Origin of the sequence: Frankia sp. Cppng1_Ct_nod (genome assembly GCF_920656135.1) — a bacterium.
Lineage (GTDB): Bacteria > Actinomycetota > Actinomycetes > Frankiales > Frankiaceae > Protofrankia > Protofrankia meridionalis.
Genome location: NZ_CAKKTK010000021.1, coordinates 1 through 23,891, shown reverse-complemented (window position 1 = coordinate 23,891; position 23,891 = coordinate 1). Strand labels below are relative to the sequence as shown.

General features: G+C 68.3%; 16 protein-coding genes. 7 read left to right on the top strand and 9 right to left on the bottom strand.

Annotation, left to right across the window (positions count from 1 at the left end; translation table 11 throughout):
- The first annotated feature begins 4 nt into the window (after positions 1-4).
- Positions 5-961, top strand: coding sequence for a C40 family peptidase (locus NBW77_RS08685; protein WP_502799458.1), 957 nt, complete (start codon positions 5-7; stop codon positions 959-961).
- A gap of 76 nt (positions 962-1,037) precedes the next feature.
- Here NBW77_RS08685 and NBW77_RS08680 read toward each other — a convergent pair whose 3' ends face one another.
- The 3 genes from NBW77_RS08680 to NBW77_RS08670 form a co-directional block, all read right to left on the bottom strand.
- Positions 1,038-1,190 (bottom strand): hypothetical protein, encoded by a 153-nt coding sequence (locus tag NBW77_RS08680; protein ID WP_165486355.1) that lies wholly within the window; start codon positions 1,188-1,190, stop codon positions 1,038-1,040.
- Positions 1,191-1,421: 231 nt separating this feature from the next.
- A complete protein-coding gene (locus NBW77_RS08675) occupies positions 1,422-3,890 on the bottom strand; it encodes a serine/threonine-protein kinase (RefSeq protein ID WP_131749400.1) in 2,469 nt (822 codons plus the stop codon).
- 125 nt (positions 3,891-4,015) lie between these two features.
- Entirely contained in the window at positions 4,016-6,508 is a 2,493-nt protein-coding gene (locus NBW77_RS08670) for a protein kinase domain-containing protein (RefSeq protein WP_131749398.1), read from the bottom strand.
- Positions 6,509-6,901: 393 nt separating this feature from the next.
- On the opposite strand from NBW77_RS08670, the gene pgi reads away from it, so the two are divergent.
- Positions 6,902-8,593 (top strand): glucose-6-phosphate isomerase, encoded by a 1,692-nt coding sequence (gene pgi / locus NBW77_RS08665; RefSeq protein ID WP_131749396.1) that lies wholly within the window; start codon positions 6,902-6,904, stop codon positions 8,591-8,593.
- A gap of 328 nt (positions 8,594-8,921) precedes the next feature.
- On the top strand, positions 8,922-9,302 hold the full coding sequence (locus tag NBW77_RS08660; protein WP_131749395.1) for an STAS domain-containing protein: 381 nt from the start codon (positions 8,922-8,924) through the stop codon (positions 9,300-9,302).
- A 63-nt stretch (positions 9,303-9,365) separates the two neighbouring features.
- On the opposite strand, the gene NBW77_RS08655 is transcribed toward NBW77_RS08660, so the two are convergent.
- The gene (locus NBW77_RS08655) at positions 9,366-9,587 is read right to left on the bottom strand and encodes a hypothetical protein (RefSeq protein WP_250279533.1); all 222 of its coding nucleotides are present in this window, start codon (positions 9,585-9,587) and stop codon (positions 9,366-9,368) included.
- Positions 9,588-9,933: 346 nt separating this feature from the next.
- On the opposite strand from NBW77_RS08655, the gene NBW77_RS08650 reads away from it, so the two are divergent.
- Positions 9,934-10,314, top strand: coding sequence for a hypothetical protein (locus NBW77_RS08650; RefSeq protein WP_250279532.1), 381 nt, complete (start codon positions 9,934-9,936; stop codon positions 10,312-10,314).
- Between the two features lie 22 nt (positions 10,315-10,336).
- On the opposite strand, the gene NBW77_RS08645 is transcribed toward NBW77_RS08650, so the two are convergent.
- The gene (locus tag NBW77_RS08645; protein WP_131749393.1) at positions 10,337-13,540 is read right to left on the bottom strand and encodes an AAA family ATPase; all 3,204 of its coding nucleotides are present in this window, start codon (positions 13,538-13,540) and stop codon (positions 10,337-10,339) included.
- 1,295 nt (positions 13,541-14,835) lie between these two features.
- Between NBW77_RS08645 and NBW77_RS08640 the strand changes: the two genes are divergently transcribed.
- Positions 14,836-16,665 carry an acyl-CoA dehydrogenase gene (locus tag NBW77_RS08640; RefSeq protein WP_131749387.1) on the top strand — a complete coding sequence of 610 codons (1,830 nt, stop codon included), beginning with the start codon at positions 14,836-14,838 and terminating at the stop codon, positions 16,663-16,665.
- Between the two features lie 203 nt (positions 16,666-16,868).
- Here the strand turns inward: NBW77_RS08640 and NBW77_RS08635 are convergent, their stop codons facing one another.
- The 4 genes from NBW77_RS08635 to NBW77_RS08620 form a co-directional block, all read right to left on the bottom strand.
- Entirely contained in the window at positions 16,869-17,105 is a 237-nt protein-coding gene (locus tag NBW77_RS08635; protein ID WP_131749385.1) for a hypothetical protein, read from the bottom strand.
- 216 nt (positions 17,106-17,321) lie between these two features.
- Complete coding sequence (locus NBW77_RS08630; protein ID WP_131749383.1) at positions 17,322-18,728, bottom strand: dihydrolipoamide acetyltransferase family protein; 1,407 nt, start codon at positions 18,726-18,728, stop codon at positions 17,322-17,324.
- A 91-nt stretch (positions 18,729-18,819) separates the two neighbouring features.
- Entirely contained in the window at positions 18,820-19,806 is a 987-nt protein-coding gene (locus NBW77_RS08625) for an alpha-ketoacid dehydrogenase subunit beta (RefSeq protein WP_131749381.1), read from the bottom strand.
- Positions 19,807-19,808: 2 nt separating this feature from the next.
- Positions 19,809-21,107, bottom strand: coding sequence for a thiamine pyrophosphate-dependent dehydrogenase E1 component subunit alpha (locus NBW77_RS08620; protein WP_131749379.1), 1,299 nt, complete (start codon positions 21,105-21,107; stop codon positions 19,809-19,811).
- 204 nt (positions 21,108-21,311) lie between these two features.
- On the opposite strand from NBW77_RS08620, the gene NBW77_RS08615 reads away from it, so the two are divergent.
- Both NBW77_RS08615 and NBW77_RS08610 read left to right on the top strand, forming a co-directional pair.
- Complete coding sequence (locus NBW77_RS08615; RefSeq protein ID WP_131749377.1) at positions 21,312-22,250, top strand: LLM class F420-dependent oxidoreductase; 939 nt, start codon at positions 21,312-21,314, stop codon at positions 22,248-22,250.
- A gap of 418 nt (positions 22,251-22,668) precedes the next feature.
- Positions 22,669-23,865: a CapA family protein gene (locus NBW77_RS08610; RefSeq protein WP_250279530.1), complete on the top strand. Its 1,197-nt coding sequence runs from the start codon at positions 22,669-22,671 to the stop codon at positions 23,863-23,865.
- Positions 23,866-23,891 lie beyond the last annotated feature (26 nt).

Sequence of the window (23,891 nt, the reverse complement as noted above, 5' to 3'; positions counted from 1 at the left end):
ATGGATGATCTGGGCGGGCCTGGGCGCGGTCGGCACGATCGCACTTTTCGTCTTCGTGGTCGTGGCCGTCGTCGTGCTCATCGCGGGCCCCTTCATCGGCAGGAACGACTCGGGCCGGAACCGGACGATCAACAATGCGGACGGAATCCCGCCCGAATATCTGGCGCTGATCAAGGATGCGGCGAACAACGCCGGCTGTGCCGAGGTCACCCCGGCGATGCTGGCCGCACAGCTCCATCAGGAGTCCGGTTTCAACCCGAATGCCCGCTCGGGTGTCGGCGCGATGGGGATCGCCCAGTTCATGCCCGGGACCTGGGCCGTCCATGGCCAGGGTGATGTCTGGAACCCGGCCGACGCCATCCCGGCAGCGGCCCGTTACGACTGCGCTGTGGCCGCGTCCGTGACATCCGTTCCCGGTGACCCGCAGGAGAAGATGCTCGCGGCCTACAACGCCGGGCCGGGCGCGGTGCTGGCCTATGCAGGCGTCCCGCCGTTCACGGAGACCCGCAACTACGTTCGGACCATCCTCGCGCAGGCGCAGGTATACGGCGACGCCCTTGATGCCGGCGCCGCGGTTTCGGCATCCGACATCGCCCCGGTGCTGGCCTTCATGAGGTCCCAGATCGGCAAGTCGTACGTGTGGGGTGCGACCGGGCCGGACGCCTGGGACTGCTCCTCGCTGGTGCAGGCCGCCTACGGGCAGATCGGGGTGTCGATTCCCCGGGTCACCGTTGATCAGATGCGGGCCGGTCCGCTGGTGTCCGGGGTGGATCCGCAGCCCGGTGACCTGCTGTTCATCCCCGGTGCGGACGGCACACCCGCGGCACCGGGCCATGTCGGGATGTACGTCGGGAACGGCCGGGTGATCGCGGCGAAGGGCGCCCGGTGGGGTGTGGTCGAGTCCGATCTTTCGGACTGGACGACGATCGTCGCGGTGACACGCCCGCTGGCCGGGACCTGAACGCACCGATGTGAACCGGCCGCCCGTCACGTCGGGCAGCCGGGCGGCCGGGGAAGGACTGTCGGCATGTCACGACTCATGTGACGTCGTTGACAAAGTATGAGAAGCCGTGGGCGACGTTGCCGAGCAGACCCACTGTCGCGTGGACGAGGCTGGCCGCGTCGGCGGGCGTGTTCGCCACATAGAAGATCACAAATGCGAGTGCGCACACGGGTGCAAGCTTTTTCATGCCGGACCTCGCGGGGAAGACGGGGTGGACAGGCGCCGTCCACGATGACCGGAGCCTGCCGGTACCAGCGGTGGTCCGACACGTCGACAACTCGTTTGCGTAACCGGAAGGCTACATCAGGGGCCTTCTGTCCCGGTGTCCCGGCGGCACGGCGGCACGCGAGCCAGTGTCCCGGCGGCACGGCGGCACGCGAGCCGGGGTGTGTCCCCGCAACTACCTGTCAGGCCCCGGTCAGCCGGACTTCAGAACGGTCATGATGATCCCGTCGGATCCGATGCGGCGGACGACGCCGCCGTACTGGGTGACGTAGACCGCACCGGTGCCGTCAACGGCGACCCCGGTCGGCGCGTAGACGCGGGCCTCGCGGGCATCGCCCCCGTCACCGGGGTCCGTGGCGGACCGGGCTCCGGCGAACGTGGTGATCCGCCCGTTGGATGCTTTCACCACGCGGATCACGCTGCTGCCGTAGTCGGCGATATAGAGGTCACCGTTCGGTGCCAGCGCGATCCCGGTCGGATCGTCGAGCGCGACATCGGTTGCCGGTGAACCATCCCCGACGCTGCCGATCGCCGGTGGTGAGGCTGAGGCGGTCGGCAGCATCGGGGATGGGGTGGATGAGGTGGTGCCGGTTGCCGGGGCTTTTCCCGCTACCCGCGAGATGGTCCCGTTCGGGGCGATCTTTCTTACTGTTCTCGCGGTTCTGTCAAGGATGTAGATCGCGCCGTTCCTCGCGACCGCGATGCCCGTGGGTTTGGCCAGCCGGGCGGCGGTGGCCGGGCCGCCGTCGCCCGAGGTTCCCGCACCCCCGGTGCCGCTCGTGCCCGCGATCGTGTCGATCATGCCGTCGGTGGGTGTGACCCGCAGCAGCCGGGTGCCGTCGGCGATGAGGACGTCGCCGTTCTTGTCGATCGCGACGCCGGTAAGGGATGGCAGTTCCGCGAAGGTCGCGGTCCCCCTGTTTCCCGTGAATCCTTCCTGCTTCGGCCCGGCACCGGCGACCAGAGCGATGGCGCCATCTTGTGTGATCTTGAAAATCTGCCCGTCGTAGCCGGCCGCGACGTAGACCGTGCCGTTTCTGTCGACCGCGACGGCGCCAGGCTGGTTCAACGCTGCTTTCTGGGCCGCGGTAGTGGCTGTCGGCACCGGTATCGTGCTCGCCGCCGTCGATGACGACGGTTTCCTGGTACCGGCCAGCCAGTTGACATGTCCGGCCGAGTCGATGGTCGTCACCCGGCCGAGGGTCGAGTCCGAGACGACGATGGTCCCGTCGGCGCCGATGGCCAGGCCGCTCACCTGGGACAGGCCCGCGTCCAGGGTTCGGCCGGAATATGCGGCCCTACCGGGTTTCGGGCCGGAGCCGGAAAGCGTGAATGCAAGCCCGATGCCGGCGGCTACCAGCACGACGGCCAGGACGGCAGCCATGATCCGGTTACGCCGACCACCGAGCAGCCTGCGCACGCCGGACCCGAGCAGCCCGCGCACGCTGGACCGCGGTCGCCTCCGTTCAGGCGCGGGATGCGTCGGGTGTCCACCGGTGCCGTGGGGTATCGAATACTCCGGCCCGGCCGGCGGCGGCGCGGCCAGCGAGACCGGGACGCGCGCGGTCGTGTCCGTCCTGCCACCGGCCGCGACCGCGCCGGCCGCGACCGCGCCGGCCGCGACCGCGCCGGCCACGGTGGTGCCGGAGCCTGTGGTGCCGGAGCCCGTGGTGCCAGAGCCCGTGGTACCCGGCGTCGGCCACCAGGGTGAGCCCGACGTCTGCGGGAACTCGCGCGGTTTCGTCAGAGACCGGGTCGGGGCCGACGCGCCGCCTCGGGCCGCCGCGATGATCGCGTCCGGCAGGGTCGTCGGCACCTCGCTGGCGGTGAGCCAGCTCGGGCCGAAGGCGCCGGCCGCGGCCACGGCGAGATCGACGGCGAACGCCTCGGCGGATGGGTGCCGAGACGGCGGGTTCTTCTCCAACACCCGCCCGATAACCTCGGCAACCGGGTCCGGCGCCTCCACCAGCGGTGCGGGCGCAACGTTGAGATGGTGGTACAGCATCGCCGGAACCGTCAGGTTCTTCTCGAACGGCGGGCGTCCGGCCAGCAGTTCGTAGATGACGAGACCGAGCGCGTAAAGGTCTGTAGCCGGGCTGAGGCGGTCCCCGGCGATCTGCTCGGGAGCCATGTAGCGAGGCGTCCCGATCAGCCCGGTAGTGGTGGTCGCCGTGGTCTCGAGAATCTTGGCGATGCCGAAGTCGGTCATCTTGGGCAGGCCGGCGTCGGTGAACAGCAGGTTGTCCGGTTTGACGTCGCGGTGCAGGACGCCCTGTGCGTGTGCCGCGGCGAGTGCGGTGGCGGCGGACAGCCCGATCGCGCAGGCTGCCGGTTGGCTCAGCCCCTGGGCGAAGCGTCGGCGCAGACTTCCCCCGGTCAGCTTCTCCATCACCAGCAGGCACAGGCCGTCACGTTCCACGTAGTCGTAGATGCGGACGACGTGGGGATGGTCGAGTCCCGCGAGGACCCGCGCCTCCGCCAGGAACCGCTCGCGGATGTCCTCGACGCCGCTCGCGTCCTCGAGAAGGACCTTGATCGCAACATCGCGGTGGATCAGTTTGTGGCGACCGGCCAGCACCGCACCGAAGCCCCCGCGGCCAAGCTCGGCACCGACGTCGTAGTCCGGTAAGGCGGTCGCTATTCGTGCCTGGTCGACTGCCATGTCGTGATCCGCTGGTCCCTACTTGATTCCTCGGGGCCTCCGTCGGCGCAGGGAGAGCTGTCCGCGCCGCCTTCGGCCAGTAACTGAGCTGTGACCTGTTGAGCTGTGACCTACCGAGCTGTGACCTACCGGGCCTTGGCGATGGTCGTGATGACGCCGCCGGGGGTGACCCGCCGAACGCGGTCGTTCTTGTCGTCGGCTATGTAGAGGTTGCCGGCACCGTCGACGGCGGTACAGGTCGGGCTCGACAGCTGCGCTCGGGTCGCGGCCCCGCCGTCCCCGGTGGAGCCCTCGGTCCCGTTGCCGACCACGGTTGTGATCACTCCGTCGGCGCCGACCCGCCGGATGCGCTGGTTGCCGTAGTCGGCGATGTAGAGCGAGCCGTCGGGGCCGACTGCGACGTTCGGGATGCGGAGTCCGGCGTCGGTGGCCGGCCCGCCGTCCCCGCTGAAGCCGTACGTCCCGTTCCCGGCGACGGTCGTGATGGTCCCGTCCGTAGTGATCTTCCGGATGCGTTTGTTGCCGAGATCGGACACGTAGAGGGTGCCGTCCGCGGCGATGGCCAGCCCGTTCGGATTGTTGAACTCGGCAGCGGTGGCCGGGCCGTCGTCCCCGCTGAACCCCTTGTTCCCGGTGCCGGCCACCGTCGTGATCACCCCATCTGGGGTGATCTTCCTGACGCGCTGGTTGGCGTAGTCGGCGATGTAGAGCGAGCCGTCCGCGGCGATGGCCAGCCCGTTCGGTTCGTTGAGCTCGGCCGAGGTCGCGAGACCGCCGTCCCCGGAGAAGCCGCCGGTGCCGGTACCGGCGATCGTGGTGATGGTCCCGTCCAGGCCGATCTTCCGGATGCGCTGGTTGCCCGAGTCGCTGATGTAGATGTTTCCGTCCGAGTCGGTGATCGTCGTGGCGGGGCTGTCGAGCTGTGCCTGGTTCGCCGGCCCGCCGTCCGGGGTGAAGCCGCTCGTCCCGGTGCCGGCCACGGTCACCACGGTGCCATCCGGATTGATCTTTCGTACCTGGTGACTGGTCCAGTCGGTGACCAGGAGTGCGCCGGCCTTGTCGATACTGATGTCGTACGCGTCCAGACCGGGCAGGGTCAGCGCCGCCCCGGCGTAGGCGACACCGGGTTCGAACATCGCCGACTTCGGGTCCTTGCCGGAGTTGCGACCCTTGGCGGCCACCAACGAGATGCTCAGAATCAGCGCGAGTACCGCGATGAGCACGACCCCGGCGATGAGCCACGGCTGGCCCGACGGCCGGCGTGAGGGTCGTGCAGGGCCGTCGGGCCACGCCGGCACCTGCACCCGCGTAGGTCCGGGCCTGGCAGGTCCAGAGAACCCGCCAGGCCCGGGACCCTGGCCCGCTCCGGGGATGAACGGATTCGCCTGCCACCAGCCCGCACCGGGCTGAGCCTGCCCGGGTGGAGACGCGGGCGGTGGAGTCTGGTTGTGCGGTGGAGTCTGGTTGTGCGGTGGAGTCTGGTTGTGCGGCGGAGACGCGGGCGGCGGAAACTGCGGCGGTGTGTGCGCCCTCGGTGGCACCCACGGGTCGGTCTTCGGCCGTGGGCCGGCCGGTCCGCCGGACTGGGGCCGGGGCTGGAACGGTTGGGGCTGGAACGGTTGGGGCTGGAACGGTTGGGGCTGGAACGGTTGGGGCTGGGGTACCTGCGGCCCTGACCATCCCGGCGCCGGTGGACCCGGGATGCGCTGGTCCGGGCTGGACGTCCGGGCCTGCGCGGCGCGGCGCACCTCGTCGTCCAGCTGCACCTTCATTCCGGACCGGACCAGCCAGTCCGGGCCGAACGTACTCGCCGCGGCCCGGGCCAACTCAAGAGCGAACTGGGTGGCGTCCGGGAAACGGGCGGTGGGTTCCTTGGCCAGCGTCCGCATGATCGTGACGCTGATGGCGTCGGGTATGCCTTCCAACGGCACCGGTGTCACGTTGAGGTGGTGGTTGACGAGCGCGCCGATGGACATGGACCTGCCGAAGAGCGGACGTCGGGCGAGCAGCTCGTAGAGGACCCCGCCGAGCGCGTAGAGATCGGTGGAGGCGTAGAGGCGACCACCGGTGATCTGTTCCGGAGCCATGTAGCGAGGTGTTCCAAGGACGCCGCTCGCGGTTGTCTCGGTACCTTCGAAAATCTTGGCGACGCCGAAGTCGGTGACCTTGAGCAGCCCGTCCGACGCAAACATCATGTTGTCGGGCTTGATGTCGCGGTGCAGGACGTTGTGGGCATGAGCGGCCTTCAGCGCGGCGGCGGCTGCGAGGCCGAGCGCGCAGGTGGCTTCCGGCGACATCGGGCCTGCGGCCAGTCGTTGGCGCAGCGTCCCCCCGGGAAGTAGTTCCATGACCAGCAGGCAGGTGCCCTGATGTTCGACGTAGTCGTGGATACGCACGACATGTGGATGGTCGAGTTCGGCGAGGACCCGCGCCTCGGCGAGGAAACGGGCCCGCAGGCCCACGTCGTTGGTGGTGTCAAGCAGCACTTTGATCGCGACATTACGGCCGATCAACCGGTGCTGGCCGCCGAGGACGAGCCCATAGCCGCCGCGGCCGAGCTCACCGTCGACCTGGTATCCCGGGAGAGCGGTCTCCACCAGTGAGCGATCGATCAACAAAGGTCAGTTTCCGTCCGCCACCGTGTGGACAGCATGCGCCATTAGCCGCATCCGCATGTCCCTTATCGCAAAGCAGTCGTGAGTGTACGACCCTCGCCACATCCTTCTCTCGCCGCAGGTGGCGGCTGGTGCTGACAGATGGGTGACACAGGTCATAGGGTTCCCCGGTTAGTCACGTTCCGGGTTTCTCCATAACCGCTGCGTCATAACAGTGGACGGCGGCGGCGACGGTCGTTCGCGCCGCGTTCCCATGCGCCCGTGATGCCTCCCTTGGTGACGCGCGCGGTGACCTGCCCGGTGATGCTGTGCCGTGGACCTGGCGTGGGCCATGCAGCATCGTGAGCGTGTTGCCGACGCGCCCGCGGCCATCCGATCGGGAGGTCCCACAAGATCATGTCGTCCATCGAGTCGTCCCTCGATGCTGTCCTGCACGCTTCCCCCATAACGGGAACGCCGGAATGGGCAGCGCTTGACAAGCACCATGCCGAGCTCGCCGACGTCCATCTGCGGAGCCTGTTCGCGCAGGACCCGAGCCGGGGCGAGACACTCACGGTCGAGACCGACGGCCTTTATCTGGACTACTCCAAGAACAGGGTCACCGCTCGGACGGTCGAGCTGCTGGTCGCCCTTGCCGAACGGGTGCGGCTGCGGGAACAGGTCGAGGCCATGTTCACCGGCGAAAAGATCAACACAACCGAGGGCAGGGCAGTGCTCCATGCCGCGCTGCGGGCCCCGGCGGACACCGTCATCGAAGTGGACGGGGTGAACGTGGTACCCGCCGTGCACGAGGTGCTCGCGCGGATGTCGGTGTTCGCGGACAAGGTGCGTTCCGGAGTATGGACAGGAAGCACCGGAAAACACATCCGAACCGTGGTCAACATTGGTATCGGAGGTTCGGACCTCGGCCCGGCCATGGCGTACGAGGCGTTGTTGGACTACTCCGACCGTTCGATACAGATGCGTTTCGTGTCGAACGTCGACGGTACCGACATCTGGGAGGCGACACACGATCTCGATCCGGCCGAGACGTTGTTCGTCGTGTCGTCCAAGACATTCACCACCCTGGAGACGCTGGCGAACGCCCGCACCGCCCGAGCCTGGTTGATCGACGCGCTCGGCCCGGACGCGGTCCCGTTCCACTTCGTGGCGGTGTCCACGAATACGGAGAAAGTGATCGAGTTCGGTATGGACAGCGCCAACATGTTCGAGTTCTGGGACTGGGTGGGCGGGCGCTACTCGCTGGACTCGGCGATCGGCCTTTCGCTGATGCTGGCGGTCGGACCCGAGAACTTCCGGGAAATGCTGGCTGGTTTCCACGCGATGGACGTCCACTTCCGTACGGCACCGTTCGACCGGAACCTGCCGGTGCTCCTCGCTCTCCTCGGCCTGTGGTACCGGGACTTCTTCGGCGCACAGACCCATGCCGTGCTGCCTTACAGCCACTATCTGGGCCGGTTCCCGGCGTATCTGCAACAGCTTGACATGGAGAGTAACGGCAAGTCGGTGGACCGTGCCGGCCGACCGGTGTCCGTTCCCACCGGACCGGTCGTGTGGGGAACTCCCGGGACCAACGGCCAGCACGCCTACTTCCAGCTCATCCACCAGGGCACGACGCTGATCCCGTGTGATTTCATCGGATTCGTCGCCGCGGACCACGAGGTGCGCGACGGCGGCACGGACCATCATGTGCTGCTGATGGCGAACTTCTTCGCCCAGACCGAGGCGCTGGCGTTCGGCAGGACCGCCGAACAGGTCGTCGCCGAAGGGGTGGCGCCGGAGCTGGTCCCACATCGGACGTTCGCGGGAAACCACCCGACGAACACGATCATGGCGGACCGTCTGACCCCGTTCGTACTTGGCCAGCTGGTCGCACTGTACGAGCACAAGGTTTTCACCCAGGGTGCGATCTGGAATGTCAACAGCTTCGACCAGTGGGGTGTGGAGCTCGGCAAGGTGCTGGCTCAGCGGATCATCCCGGAACTGTCGGCGGACACCGTCGACGGCGGGTCCGGCAAGCTGGCTCACGACAGTTCCACCAATACCCTGATTCGTCGCTTCCGCGAGGCTGGACACCTGTCAGGGTAATCATCCGGTAGGCCTGGATCAATCAGATTGATCGGATATTTCCGATTTACGGTCACCCCTTGAAATCTCCGTAGCTCTCCGTATACAGAAGTCGGAACCTTCGCTACCCTCGGTAGTATCGCTGTATCGGGTGTAGGTATCCCGTGACTCGGGGAGGGACCACGCTGTCGGCGATTCCAGTCAAGGGGACCCGCCGTGGCGCGACGCTGGGGAAGGGTCGTTCGGCGAGGTGAACCGGCCGAGGGATCTCGTACCGGCCGCGGGGCGCGGTTGCGGGGCGGGGGAGCCGGCAGGCAGGGAGCCGACGGGAGCACCGGGGGGCGGAAACATGCAGGTGGAGGTCGGGTGTCTGCGGATGTCGGTGACGCAGTCCGGGTGCGATGTGGTGATCGTGCTCGACGGTGAACTCGACACCCGCGGTCGGCTGCGGTTCCGCCAGCAGATCCATGAACTGCTCGGCCGGGGCGGCGTCGACGTGACGGTGGACGTCGGTGGTCTGTGTGCCATCGACATCGCCGGGATGGCGGCGCTGCTGCGAGCCGATCTGCTGCTGCGAGGCGTCCACTCGACATTGCGGATCCGTGGGGCGTCCCCGGCGTTCATGGCGTTGCTGCGTTCCACCGGTCTGACCGGTCGTCTGCAGGTTGACGGCGCGTCGCGGCGGTCGGGCGAGGCGGTGTCCGCCGCGACGACCGGCTCTGTGCGCTGACGTGTCCGCCGTCGTTGTTCGCTGACGCGTCAGCGGCGGCTCACCGGGCCGGTGAGCCGCCGCTCAGGGCCGGTTCGGTTGACGGGACACGATCAGCCGCAGCAGTCGGGTCGGTGGTGGCCCGATCTCCTCGACCTGCCGGTCGGGGTTGTCGTCCAGATCCGGTACCAACCACAGCGGCGGCCGGCGTACCTTTTCGATCAGCTTCTCCACTCGGTGCATGGCCAACATGCCGATCATGAGGAGGAGTGGAAATACCAGCACAACCGCTATGGATCCGGCCATCGCGCTCCCTGGCCCTCGCTCGACAACACGGAAAGATTTGAGGCAAGCACTTTCCGTTACCCGTTATCGTGTTACCCAGGGTTGTTGGGAATTCACTTCCTCGGGACGAAATCGTGAAGAGGTCGGGCGGCCCGCGTGTGAATACGACGGATTGCGGATCAACGCGGATGCGAATCAACGCGGATGCGGATCAACGGGGATGAAGCCACCCGAGACGGACATGAACATACCGGCGACCATGGGGTGGTGGAAGGACGGAGCTGCCGACACGTGGCAGGGCGAACACCTGCCCCGTTTCATCGGAACGTACCCTCCTGTCACCATGTCTGCCATGCCGAGGTCCGCTGTGACGGAGCCGGTTGGCCCGGGCGGGGGCCGTCCGGGCGGCCCCCCGCTGCGCGGGCCCTACAACGGGTACTGGCCGGGCAGACGCGCCCAGCCGACCGAGTCGGAACTGAAGGCCCGGATGCGGATGCTCCTCGAGCAGCTCGAGGTGACGCAGGGCGAAATAGTCCTGTACCGGGCGGCATCTGAGCGGGTCGGCGAGGAGGAAACGGCGGACCGGCCGTGGCTGCGGGGCCCGCTGGAGCGCCTTGCGATCCCGCGCGTCGCTCGCGCGTTGTCGGCCCAGCTCGACGCCATCGAACGTTTCCGCCTCTGGGCCGAGGAGCTTCACTACCTCCAGGAAGAAGCTCGCGTCAGGGGACTCCTCGGCCCGCCACCGTGAGCACGGGCTTCTTGAGCACGTCCTAGAACAGGCGGCGGGCCTGTGAGGCTCCGGTGATGTTGCCTTTCTTCTCATAGCACGAGACCGCGGCATCGACCTTCGGCCGGACCTCGTCGAGTCGCCCGATCTGCGCCAGAACCTCGGCATAGGCCAGCCATGCCTGTGCCTGCCCGTCCCAGTCGTCGGTCTGCCCCGCGAGATCGCACGCGGCCTCGGCGAACCGGATGGCATGGACCTCCCGCTCCGGGCCCCGTCTCGCGAGCAGCTTGGCGTGCACCGCGCACCAGCCGGCCTGGGCGGGAGCCTGGTCGCCGGCCGCGGCATCCCTGGCACGCGATGCGTAGGTGGCCGCCTCCTCCAGACGTCCGAGTTTGACCAGGACGTCGGCAAGGGCCGCGGCCCGTGTCGCCAGGTGCGCGCGCTCGCCCATCCGGGCCAGCCGCCGGCAGCTGCGCCGCAGCTCATGCTCGGCCGTGTCCAGATCGTCGGTGAGCAGGGCGACACGGGCAACGACGAAGCCCCCGTAGAGAGGGTCTCCGCGGGGGCTCCGGACGTCCCAGACGATCTCTTCAGCCCGGGCAAGGTGGTCCATGGCGGCGTCGATGTTCCCCGCCATCGTGTAAAGAACCGCCAGTTGCGCGAGCAGCGAGCGGCGCAGGCCGCGGTCGTCCCCGACTCCGGCCAACGCCCGCTCGGCTCGGTCGAGCGACTCGCCGACCGGGCGTGGGGCGAAGCTCAGCAGATGGACGAGGTCGCGTCGCATGGTCTGGGCGTCGCGCAGCACTCCGGACTCCTCGGAGTGCCGGACGGCCGCCTGCATCGCCCGTTCGGCCAGGGCGTAGCGGCCGGCCGCCAGGTAGGCGGTGGCCTGGCTTCGGCAGGCGAGCGCGGCACCGACCTCGTCCCCGTTCTCAATGAAGATCGGTAGCGCGCGGGTCGCCTCGCTGAGGGTTTCGGCGACCAGTCCCTCGGGGCTGGTCGCGAACATGAGGCGCAGGTGGGCGAGGCGGGCATGCGCCCGCAGCCCGGCGTCGCCGATCCTGGTGGCCCGGTCGGTGGCCTGACGCAACATGCGTTCGGCGTCACCGCGCTGGCCGAAGGAGTGCAACGCCCAGCCGAGGTCGATCTCGGCGCGGATGCGCAGCGGATCGGTTACCGGTAGGAGTTTGATCGCCCGCTTGAGCAGCGCGGCCGCTCCCGTCTCATCTCCCTGCCGGACCCGGTCGGCAGCCTCGATCAGGCAGGTCGCGGCCTGCCGTCCGAGCTCCGCGGTTTCGGTGTTGCGTAGCCCGAGCTCCACCCGGTACCGGTATGCCTGTTCCAGGTGGTAGCCGACGAGTTCGTCGTGTTCGCCGGGACGCCCGACCATTCGTGCCTGTAACCATCCGGCGAACCCTCGGTGCAGGTCGGCTCGCTGCCGTTTCGACGTTGCCTGGTAGGCACAGTCGCGCAGCAGGACGTGCAGGAAGCGGAACGCGTCCACGCCCGGGAGGTCCGAGCGGTCGGGATGGACCAGTTCCTTGCGGACCAGCGACAGGCAGTGCGCGGCGACAGCGTCCCGGTCCGCCGGGGCGGACAGCTCCACGACCGCATCCAGGTAGAAGCGCTGACCGACCACGGCGGCGCGTTCGAGGACCCGCCGCTCATGCAGGTTGAGCCGGTCGAGGCGGGCGGCCAGCAGCGCGGAGATCGTCGGTGGGACCTGGACCGAGCCCAGGTTGCCGGTCGCGATCCAGCGATCGCCCTCGCGGCGCAGCAGCCCGTCGTCGACAAGGGCCGCGAGGGTCTGCTCGACGAACAGGGGGTTCCCCGAGGCCGATTCGGTGATTCTCGAAACCAGCGCGGGATCGAGGTCGTTCGATCCCATCAGCGTCCGGATCAGGCGCTGGCAACGGTCGTCGGTCAGCGGCCGCAGCAGCATGGACGTGGCGTTGAGCTTGCCGCCGCCCCACGTCCGACGTTCCTCCAGTAGTTCCGGCCTGGCCAGGCAGAGCAGCAGGATCGGTGCTTCCCTGGACCAGTCGGCGACATGCTCGATCAGGTCCAGCAGGGTCGGTTCGGCCCAGTGCACGTCGTCGAAGCAGACGATCAGCGGGCGTTTCTCGGCGAGCGCGGCCAGAAACGTCCGGACCGCCCAGAAGCTCTCCTGCGCCCCGACCTCCGCGCCACCGAGCCCGATCAGCGGCGCGAGCCCGTCCACCACGGCGGCGGCGTCGCCGATGACGTTGCCGACCTCGTCCAGCAGCTTGCGCAGGCGGAGTCGGCCCTCTGGCGCGCTCTCGTCGGCGGACATGCCGGTCGCCTGGCGGACCATCTCCATCAGCGGCCAGTAGGTGATGCCTTCGCCATAGGACAGGCAGCGTCCGGTGAGCACCGTCGCACGCGGGGCCATGGCCTCGCAGAACTCCCCGACCATCCGGGACTTTCCGATGCCGGCGGGGCCCAGCAGGGTGAACAGGTGACAGGTGCGTTCCTCGATCACCTGATCGAGGGCGTCGTGCAGGCGGCGGCGTTCGCGGTCGCGGCCGATCACCGGTGCGGCAAAGCCGTCCGGGGCAAGGCGTGAGCCCGGGCCGACGTCGGGGTGGGTCAGACCGATCAGGCGGTGGGCCCGCAGGGGAGCTTTCTTGCCCTGGACGACGAGTGGCCCGACAGCTTCGGTATGCACGTGCGGCCGGATCATCCGCAGGGTGGCATCGGCGATGAGGATCTCGTCGGGGTCGGCGGACTCCTCCAGCCGCGACGCGACGTTGACGGCGTCCCCGGTCACCCCGCCGCCCGTCCCCGGCCCGCCGACCGTGACCTCGCCGGTGTTGATCCCGATCCGGATGCGGAGTCGGAACCCCCAGTCCCGTTGCAGGTCGGCGTTGATGGCATCCATGCTGGCGCGGATGTCGCACGCGGCGCGGGCGGCCCGAAGCGCGTCGTCCTCATGCAGGACGGGGATGCCGAAGACGGCGAACACGGCGTCCCCGATGAACTTCTCGACGCTGCCGCCATGCGCCGAGATCACTTCCCGGACGGCGGAGAAGAACCGCCACATGACCTGCTGCAGCGGTTCGGAGTCGAGTTGCTCCCCGATGGCCGTGTAGCCGGTGACATCACAGAACATGATCGTGACGGTCTTGCGGGCGCCGATGGCGAATGTGGGCAGGGGAGTACCGCAGGAGAAGCAGAAACGCGCCTCTTCCGGGTTGGCCTTTCCACATGTCGGGCAGGCGACCATGTGCCGGATCGTAGGCCGGACGGGTGCCGGACGGGACCCGATATCGATGTCAGTCGTTTCCGATGATCGTGATCTGTCCCACAGGGCGGGTCGGGACGTTCGTGAGAACCCGTCCTACACCGGGTTCTGACGATCCGGTCGGTTCGGCCCGCCCGATGGCGTCGAGGACGGATCGCAGCAGCCGGAGCAACTCCTCCCGATCGCGGGCGCAAAGGTGGCCGAGTAGTTGCGGATCCGACACCCGCACTCGATCGAACTGGTCGTGATCGGTCTGTACCGTCAGGTTCCGCCCTGATGCGGCACTGGCTTCCTGATTCGGTTAAGGCGGCCGGTCGCGGACGTGACTGCTTCCTCTTTCGGCCGTCCTACCTAAGCTGGTCAGTGTGGCGGCTGGACATGGAAGACGCGGTGCTGCTAACCGTACGGATCATGATCGTGTCGTGACCGGCATGGTTGCGGCCTTCGGGATGGCTGCGGTCCTGCTGGCCGGGTGTGCCTCGACCACGTCGAACGCGCGGGCGTCGCAACCGCAGCGGCAACCGCAACCGCAGCCGCAGTCCTCGATGCCGAGCGCCACGGCTGGTCCCCGAAGCGGCGAGCCCGAGCCGGCACAGACCCCAAGCGGGGGAACGGGTGGTTCGGCGGGTCCGGCGAATCCGCCGAGGACAGGGCCCAGCGCTGACCCGCGAGCGTCTTCGGACGCGGCGGGGGGCGGGGCGGGTGGGGACAACTCCGCCGGCGCGGGTTCCGGCTCCGCTGATCCGCGGGCAACCGGTTCGCAATCCCCGACGTCGGTGTTCGTCGGGGAACCGTGCGCGCCGGAACTTGATTCCGCTCCCCGGCAGGCCATCAACGGGCTGGTCCTGTACTGCGCGGGGACAACCTCGGACGAGGCCCGGTGGAGCCTGCCCAGCCAGCCGTCGACGCCGTCGGCTCCTGCTCCGGGTACCGAGTGCGACACTACGGACACCGGCCAGGTTGTGCAGGGTGCGAACGGACGCCCCATCAGCTGTCTGCGTGATCCCGACGGTGCCTTCCGGTGGAGCGACGTTTCGTAGTCGGATGCCGGTGGATGTGAGATATCGGGGCCTTTTGCTCATCCATTTACCTACTCAGGGTAGTTGTTGTCATCCGGAGTGGCGGATTTGGTGCCCATCTGAACGGTTGGTCGGGCATTGGCCTGTCTGTACCCGGCATGGTTACCGGCGGGTAGCATGGGTAGGAGTTACTGGCCAGTAGGAGTACGTCGGACCTCTCGGCGATCACCGAAGCCGGCTCTTCCTCGGGGAGGCACCATGGGGCACTACAGGAGCAACCTCCGCGACATCGAGTTCAACCTGTTCGAGGTACTGGGCGTTGACCAGACGCTCGGGCACGGACCGTTCGCGGAGATGGATCGCGAGACCACCCATGACGTCCTGGTCGAGGTGGACAGGCTCGCGACCGGCCCGATCGCCGAGTCGTTCGCGGACTCCGACCGCAACCCACCGGTCTTCGACCCGGCAACGGGAAACGTCACGTTGCCGGAGGCGTTCAAGAAGTCCTTCGCCGACCTCATCGACGGCGAGTGGTGGCGGTTGTTCGTGCCGTCGCATCTCGGTGGCATGGGCGCACCTCCGTCGGTGATCTGGGCTGCCTCGGAGCTGATCCTCGGCTCCAACCCCGCGGTGTTCATGTACATGAGTGGACCGACCTTCGCCGGGATCCTCGACCGGCTCGGCAACACCGCGCAGAAGAGGTTCGCCCGCCAGGCGATCGAGCGGCAGTGGGGCGCGACCATGGTGCTCACCGAGCCCGACGCCGGTTCGGACGTCGGGGCCGGCCGCACCCGGGCCGTGGCACAGGCCGACGGCAGCTGGCACATCGAGGGCGTGAAGCGTTTCATCACCGGTGGTGACTGGGACGTTCCGGAGAACATCTTTCACCTCACCCTTGCCCGCCCCGAGGGTTATGGTCCCGGTACCAAGGGACTGTCCATGTTCCTGGTGCCGAAGTTCCTGGTGGACCCTGAGACCGGTGAGCCGCGCGAACGCAACGGCGTGTATGTCACGAACGTCGAGAAGAAGATGGGCCTGAAGGTCTCGACCACCTGTGAGGTGCGGTTCGGCGAGAGGCACCCGGCGGTCGGCTGGCTCGTCGGTGATGTCCACGACGGCATTGCCCAGATGTTCGAGATCATCGAATACGCCCGGATGATGGTGGGCACCAAGGCGATCGCGACGCTGTCGACCGGCTACCTCAACGCGCTCGAGTTCGCGAGGACCCGGGTCCAGGGCGCCGACCTGACGCAGCTCCTGGACAAGGCCGCCCCCCGGGTCACGGTCATCCACCACCCGGACGTCCGGCGGATGCTCATGCTGCAGAAGGCGTACGCGGAAGGCATGCGGGCGCTGGTCCTGTACACCGCCACCATCCAGGACAGGGTGGCGGTGGCGAGCAGCGCGGGCACGACGGACGACATTGCCGAACGGCTCAACGACCTGCTGCTGCCGATCGTCAAGGGTGTCGGTTCCGAACGGTCCTACGAGCTGCTCGCGACGTCGCTACAGGTTTTCGGAGGATCCGGTTACCTGCAGGACTACCCCATCGAGCAGTACATCCGGGACTCCAAGATCGATACCCTGTACGAGGGAACCACGTCGATCCAGGGGCAGGACTTCTTCTTCCGCAAGATCGTGCGGGACCGGAGCAAGGCCCTCGGCGCGCTGCTCACCGAGATCCAGACGTTCACCAAGGGGGACGTCGGCGACGGCGCGCTGCGGCGTGAGCGGGAGATCCTCGGGACCGCGGTGGACAACGTCCAGTCCATGGTCGGTGTGCTGGTCGGCTTTCTCGGCGCCGCCGCGCGCGATCCCCGGCAGGTGTACAAGGTCGGCCTGAACACCACCCGGTTGTTGATGAGCGTCGGCGATCTCGCTATCGGCTGGCTGCTGCTACGCCAGGCCGAGGTCGCTCTGAACGCGCTCGCGGCATCCCCGTCGGCAAAGGACAGGGCCTTCTACGAGGGCAAGGTGTCCGCGGCCCGCTGGTTCGCCGCCAATGTGCTGCCTGAGCTGTCGGCCCGTCTCGCCATCGTTTCGGCCACCGACCTCGATCTGATGGACCTCTCCGAAGACGCCTTCTGAGAGCATCCGGTTGTCCGGCAATATCCGGCAAAAGATGCGAACCGGAAAGGAGCCGGAAGCCCGCGGGCTTCCGGCTCCTGCTGTACAGCAAAAGATCGGAGTGTCCACTTCGGCCTGGACGTGCCGGTCTTGCGCGGACGGGATGACCACCACCGCAGGTAAGCCCACAGCAGATCACGCGATGGGGCGGGATGCGTACGGTGTCAGGATGTGCGCAGCGGCGGGAAAGCCTGGTCCAGCTCATTGCGCATGTCCCGCTTGAGGAGCTCGTCCGCTTCGGAGACTCCCTGTCCCTCGAGAAGGAACCTCGCGACCCGCAGCGTCAGATCAACCCGTTCGGCGAGGTTGAGAGCACCGGTGAATCGGCCGCTGGAGCCTGCGGAGGTCAGGACCTTGGCGACAAACTCGTCGGCCGCCTGTAGTGCCTCCACGCGCGTCATGCGTTCCACCCCTTTGTACCGGAAGCTGTGCCGGAAGCCGTAAGCAAGGCGCAACCGTACCAGGCGAGTTCCTTCCTCCGTTGTCCGGCCCCGCCTGTGCCCTTTGCCCCGGTTGAGCTTCCGGGTTGGTGCGTTGTGTCCGGCCTTGTACTTATCCTCGGAGGTTCGATCGCACTCCGATGATGGTTACTTAAAGTGACTTTCTGGGGGTTTGTATCAGCTCAGGGCAAGAATCACCGTCGGGTCGGTGAGCATCCGGGCGACATCCGTCAGCACCTTCGCGCCGAGTTCACCGTCGACGATCCGGTGGTCGAAGGTCAGGGCGAGCTGCGCCACCGTCCGGACCGCCAGCTCGCCTTCGTGCACCCACGGCATCGGGCGGATCGCGCCGAGGGCGAGGATCGCGGCCTCCGGCGGATTGAGGATGGGCGTACCGATGTCCACCCCGAACACCCCGATGTTGGTGATCGTGATCGTCCCGCCGCGTAGTGCCTGTGGGGTGAGCTTCCCGGCACGAGCGGTCACGGTGAGATCGTGCAACGCGTGCGCGAGGGCGACAAGACCAAGCTCGCCCGCGTCCGGGATGTTCGGCACCACTAGTCCGCGTGGCGCGGCTACCGCGATCCCGAGGTTGACGTACTCATGGACGGCGATCTGCGCGGGTTCGTCGCCGACCGGGTCCTCCCAACTTGAATTGACCATCGGGTGACGGCGGACGGCGGTCAGCAGCGCCTTCGCGATGAACAACAGCGGTGTCACCTTCACGCCTGAGAACTCGGGCAGGGCGGCGATCCTGTCGCGGGCAGCCAGCGTCCGCGTGACATCGACGCTCACGAACTCGGTGACCTGCGGCGCGTTGAACGCGCTGGTCACCATGGCCTCGGCGATTGCCCGCCGGACCCCGGTCACTGGAACGAGGTGGGTACGGGTTGCCCGGTGACCGGATGCGGATCTCCGGGCCGACTCGACGTCCGCGCGACTGATCGTTCCGTGCGGTCCGGTACCGATGATCGCCTGAAGGTCCACGCCGAGATCGCGGGCGAGTTTGCGGACCGGTGGTTTGGCAAGTACCGCCACCCGCCGTGACCGCCGCTCAGGCTGGTCGGGTTGCTGGGACACCCTGGTGGTCGCGGGCGTGGTGGTCACGGGCGTGGTGGTCACGGTTACCGACGTGTTTGTCGGTGTCGTCGTGCCGTGGATGGCCCCCGGCGTACCCACCTGCCCGCCTCGGCGGTGGGTACGGGCCCGCGACGGTCCGGAACGGTCGCGCGGGCCGTAGCCGACCAGTACCGGTGTCCGCCCGTCGGGCAGGTCGGCCGGGCCTCGGTCCGCCTCGGGGACGGTACCCGGCACTGATGCCAGAGGGCCGCCGGACGTCTCTCCGCCGGTGTCGACGGTCACCAGCGGTCGTCCGACCTCGACGGTCTCGCCCGCCTCCGCGTGCCGGGTGGCGAGGACCCCGGCGAGCGGAGAGGGCACCTCGACCAGTGCTTTGGCGGTTTCCACCTCGGCGATCGGCTGGTTGACCGTGATGGGATCGCCCACCTCCACCAGCCACCGGACGATCTCCGCGTCAGGCAGGCCCTCGCCGAGGTCGGGGAGGCGGAACTGCTCGAATGCCACGGTGACCTCCAACAGACTGGTCGGTACTGGTCGGTACTGGTCGGTACACGGCGATCGGGACGAGCCGGCATCGGCCGGAAACCGATGCCGATCAATACTGGAAGGAGCGGTCGACAGCGTCGAGAACCCGGTCGACGTCCGGTAGGTAGTGTTCTTCGAGGCGGGAAGGCGGGTATGGGGTGTCATAGCCCGTGACGCGTAGTACTGGAGCCTCCAGCGAGTAGAACGCGGCCTCGGTGACCCGGGCGGCGATCTCCGCGGACAGCGACACGTTCGACGGCGCCTCGTGGACGACCACCAGCCGGCCGGTCCGGCGCACCGACGCGAGCACCGGGGAGAGGTCGAGCGGAGACAACGTCCGCAGGTCGATCACCTCGAGCTCGCGGCCCTCGACGGCCATCGCCTCGGCCGCGTTCAGGCAGGTCCGGACCATCGGGCCGTAGGCGACCAGCGTCGCGTCGTCCCCGGTCCGCACGACCCGACTGACGTGCAACGGAGTTGCCGCGGACAGCGGCGCGCCGGTCTCGACGTCGGCCTTGTCCCAGTACCGGCGCTTCGGCTCGAAAAAGATCACAGGGTCGTCCGCGGCAACGGCTTGCCGGATCATCATGTGGGCGTCGGTCGGGTTGGAACACGCCACCACCTTGAGCCCGGCGGTATGGCAGAAGTAGGCTTCCGGTGACTCGCTGTGGTGTTCGACCGCGCCGATGCCGCCCCCGAACGGGATCCGGACCGTGACCGGCAGGCGGACGCGTCCCTGCGTCCGGTAGTGCATCTTCGCCAACTGGGTGACGATCTGGTCGAAGGCCGGGTAGACGAACCCGTCGAACTGGATCTCACAGACCGGCCGGAACCCCCGCATGGCCAACCCGATCGCCGTTCCGATGATCGCGGATTCGGCGAGCGGGGTGTCGATGACCCGGTCCTCGCCGAAGTCGGCCTGCAGCCCGTCGGTGATCCGGAAGACACCGCCGAGCTTGCCGACGTCCTCGCCCATGACGACGACCTTCGGGTCCGCCTCCATGGACGCACGCAGCCCGGCGTTGAGGGCCTTCGCCAGGGTGAGTGTCAAGGGCACCGTCAGATCGCCTTTCGGGTGTGGTGCAGCGGCGCCGCGGCGACCGTCAGCAGCGGTGACACCACGGCCGGATCAGCGGACGGTCCGGCTTGCCCGGACGGTTCGCCCGGCCCGGAAGGTTCGGGTTGTCCGGAGGGTTCGGCCTGCTCACATGCGTCCCGCGCCGCAGCCGGCGTCTCGGTGTCGTGCACGTACACATGGTCGAACATGCTGTGCGGGGACGGATCAGGAAGCCGTAGGCAACCTTCTCGCAGCGTCGTCGCGAGCGCATCGGCCTCGGCGTCCAGGTCGGCGGCGCGGCTGTCGTCCAACAGGCCACGGCCACGCAGGTAGGCGGCCATCCGTTGCACCGGGTCGCGACGACTCCAGCCGGCCAGTTCATCCGCGTGGCGGTACCGGGACGGGTCGTCGGCGGTGGTGTGCGCGCCCATCCGGTAGGTCACCGCCTCGACCAGCACCGGGCATCGCCGGCGGGCAGCCTGGAGGGCGTACCGCGTCACCGCCAACGTCGCGAGAACGTCGTTCCCGTCCACCTGGACTCCCGGAAGGCCGAATCCGCGCGCTCTGCGGAAGATCGGCGCACGGGTCTGCCGCCGAGTCGGCTCGGATATCGCCCACTGGTTGTTCTGGCAGAAGAACACCACCGGCGCTTCGAACACACCCGCCCAGTTCAACGCCTCGTTGACGTCTCCCTGGCTGGATGCCCCGTCCCCGAAGTAGACCACCGTCACCGGTAGGCCGCCGTCCCCGTCCGCCGCAAGCTCGCGGGTAACGCCCATGGCGTATCCGGTGGCGTGCAGCGTCTGCGAACCCACGACGATCGAATAGTCCTGGAATCCGTGCTCGTCCGCGTCCCACCCGCCATGGTTGACCCCACGGAACAGGCTGAGGACGTCCAACGGGTCGACTCCGCGGCACCAGGCCACCCCGTGCTCGCGGTAGGACGGGAAGACCATGTCGTCGTCGCGCAACGCCCGGGCGGACCCCACCTGGGCAGCCTCCTGGCCGCGCAGGCTGGCCCAGAGCCCGAGCTCGCCCTGACGTTGCAGGGCGGTCGCCTCCTCGTCGAGCCGACGCACGATCACCATGTCGCGCAGGAGCCCGTACAGTTCGGTGTCGGCGAGGTCCGCGATGTACGGGTCGTAGGTGTCATCAGCCAGCCGCCGGCCGTCCGGTGCCAGCAGCCGTACCGGCCCGGTATCGGCATCCTCCGGATCACGTGGATCACGTGGAACCGGGGTGACCAGGGCGTCCGGGCGGTCCGTTCCGGAAACCGACCGGTCTGTTTCAGGAACGGACATGGCGTCCTCCTGTCGTCCTCGGCCGGATCCGAGATCGTCGGTCATGGCCGGATCGAGACGGCTGGTTGCCGCAGGTCGGCGGTACCGTAGCCGCGCAGCTGACGATAGTCGTCCACGGGCGGTCAGCAACCCAGGGCACGGGCACGCCAGGACCACGGCGGGGCGGTGCCCGTCACGGTGGTCCCGCCTGGATAGCGTGGTGGTGTGACAGCCGCGCAGACGTTCGCGACCACCGTCCCGAATCCGGCCGTTCATGCCAGGCTCGGCCGGATCGGGGTCTGGAGCGGCCAGTTCGACTTCTCACCGGCATCCGTGGTGCGTGAGGCTCTCGCCGAGCTGGACGAACTGGGCTATCCCGCGGTGTGGACCGGCGAGGTCAAAGGCCGGGAGGTGCTGGTGACCGCCGGGCTGATGCTCGCGGCCACCTCGCGGCTCACGGTCGCGACCGGGATCGCGCAGATCCTCGCGCGCCACCCGCAGACGATGATGGCCGGGCAGCTGACCCTCACCGAAGCTTTCCCGGATCGGTTCGTGCTTGGCATCGGTGTGTCACATGCGTCCCTGATGGAGATTCGCGGGGTGCCCTACACCAGTCCGCTGTCGCAGATGCGGGCCTACCTCGACGAGATGGACCGGTCCGCGCGGGAGCAGTACCGGGCGGTGCGGCCGGGGTCGGCAACCCGGGTGCTGGCCGCGCTCGGCCCGAAGATGCTGGAACTGGCGCGGGACCGCGCGGACGGCGCGCACACCTTCTTCGTACCGCCGGAGCACACCGCGAGCGCCCGGGCGATTCTGGGACCGGGCAAACTGCTCGTACCGGAGCAGGCGTTCGTCCTGGACACGAACCCGGAGACCGCGCGGGAACTGGCCCGCCGACACACCGGTTCGTACCTGCGGCTGCCGAACTACACGAACAACCTGCGCCGCCTTGGTTTCACCGACAGTGACTTCATGGACGCCGGATCCGACCGGCTCGTTGACACGATCGTGCCATGGGGTGACCCGGACGTACTGCTCGAACGGATCACCGAGCACTTGGACGCCGGCGCCGACCACGTGTGCGTACAGGTGCTCGATCCGGACCGCCAGGGTCTGCCCCGCAGGCAGTGGCGCGAGCTCGCCCCGGCCCTGCTCGATTTTTAGGGCGATACGCTCAGTGGTCGTAAGCAATCGGTAACGTGGAGTCGGGGGTGTACCCTTCGACGCGCCGGCGGCCCGGGTGTTCGGACGTGTGGCGGCATCGTTGCGTCGAGCTGGTCGCAAGCCTTCGGCCCGCCTGTACGACGCCATGATCGCAGCCACGGCGCTATCCAATGATCTTCCTGTGTACACGTGCAATCCCGCCGATTTCTCGGGTATCGACGCCTCACGGTGGTTGCGATCACTGTAGCGGGTACGCCTACGCCGTAGGGCATTCGTGTCGTGGCTTTCCCCCCGGGCACTGGCCGCGGCCCGGCCCGGGGGCGGATACGAGGCGCCGATCGTGTCCGGAGGCTAGCGTGTTCCCGTCTTGCATGTCACGGACAGTGAACACGTTGGGGGGCGGTTCCGGATGCCGACGGTGCGCAGGGCGGTCCGCGCGAGGTTCCGAAAGTGCCGGCGCGGCCGCGGAGCGGCCCTGCGGTGGCTCGGTGCCGTGGCGCTCGGCCTGACGGGAACGGCGTTGGTCGGATGCAGCCCGTCCAGGCAGCCATCCCCGGTCGACACACTGGTCACGGACCCGCGTCCGGGCGACGGCACCGCGGTCACCGCCCCGCAGGCGGGAACGCCGGTCACGATCGCCTTCGGCGGGGACGTGCACTTCGAAGGGGTCGTGGGTGAGCGGCTCGCCACGGACCCGCTCACCACCCTCGGACCGATCACGGCCATGCTGAGCCGTGCCGACATCGCGATGGTCAACCTGGAGACGGCGGTGACCACCCGCGGTACCCCGGCGCGCAAGGGCTATGTGTTCCGCGCGCCGCCGTCCGCGTTCACCGCCCTGCGCACGGCCGGGGTGGACGTCGCCACCCTGGCGAACAACCACGGTATGGACTACGGGCCCGACGGTCTGTGGGACACCCTCGCCGGCGCTCGGGCCGCCGGATTCCCGGTCGTCGGGATCGGTACGGACGACGCGCAGGCGTACGCCCCGGTACGCCTGACCGTCAGGGGCCAGCGGATCGCCGTCATCGGCGCCACCCAGGTGATCGATGACGATCTGGTGTCAGCCTGGAGCGCGGGGCCCGGCAAACCGGGGCTGGCGAGCGCGAAGAACGTCCCACGGCTACTGGAGGCTGTCCGGGCGGCTCGCGAGAACACCGACACCCTGGTCGTCTATCTGCACTGGGGTAGGGAACTCGACGACTGCCCGACCGCGTCGCAGCGGTCGTTGGCGCCGCAGCTCGTGGCCGCCGGTGCCGACGTGGTGGTCGGATCGCACTCGCATGTGCTGCTCGGCGGCGGCTGGCAGTCGGACGGGGCCTACGTCGACTACGGCCTGGGTAACTTCGTCTTCTACGCGTCCGGGACCGGACCGGACACGGCCTCCGGTGTCCTCACCCTGACGGTTGCCGGGCGTGCGGTGACTGCCGCCGACTGGACGCCGGCGCGGATCGTCGGCGGGGTGCCGCGGCCGGTCGAGGGTGCGGATGCGACCGTGGCCCGGATGGAGTGGGACCGGTTGCGGTCGTGCACGGACCTGGACGCCGTGCCACCGCATCCTCTCACGGCCTCCGGCGACGCAAAAACCACGATCGCGTCGCCTTTGGCCGGCTGAGCCGCGTCCCGGTCGACACCGACCAG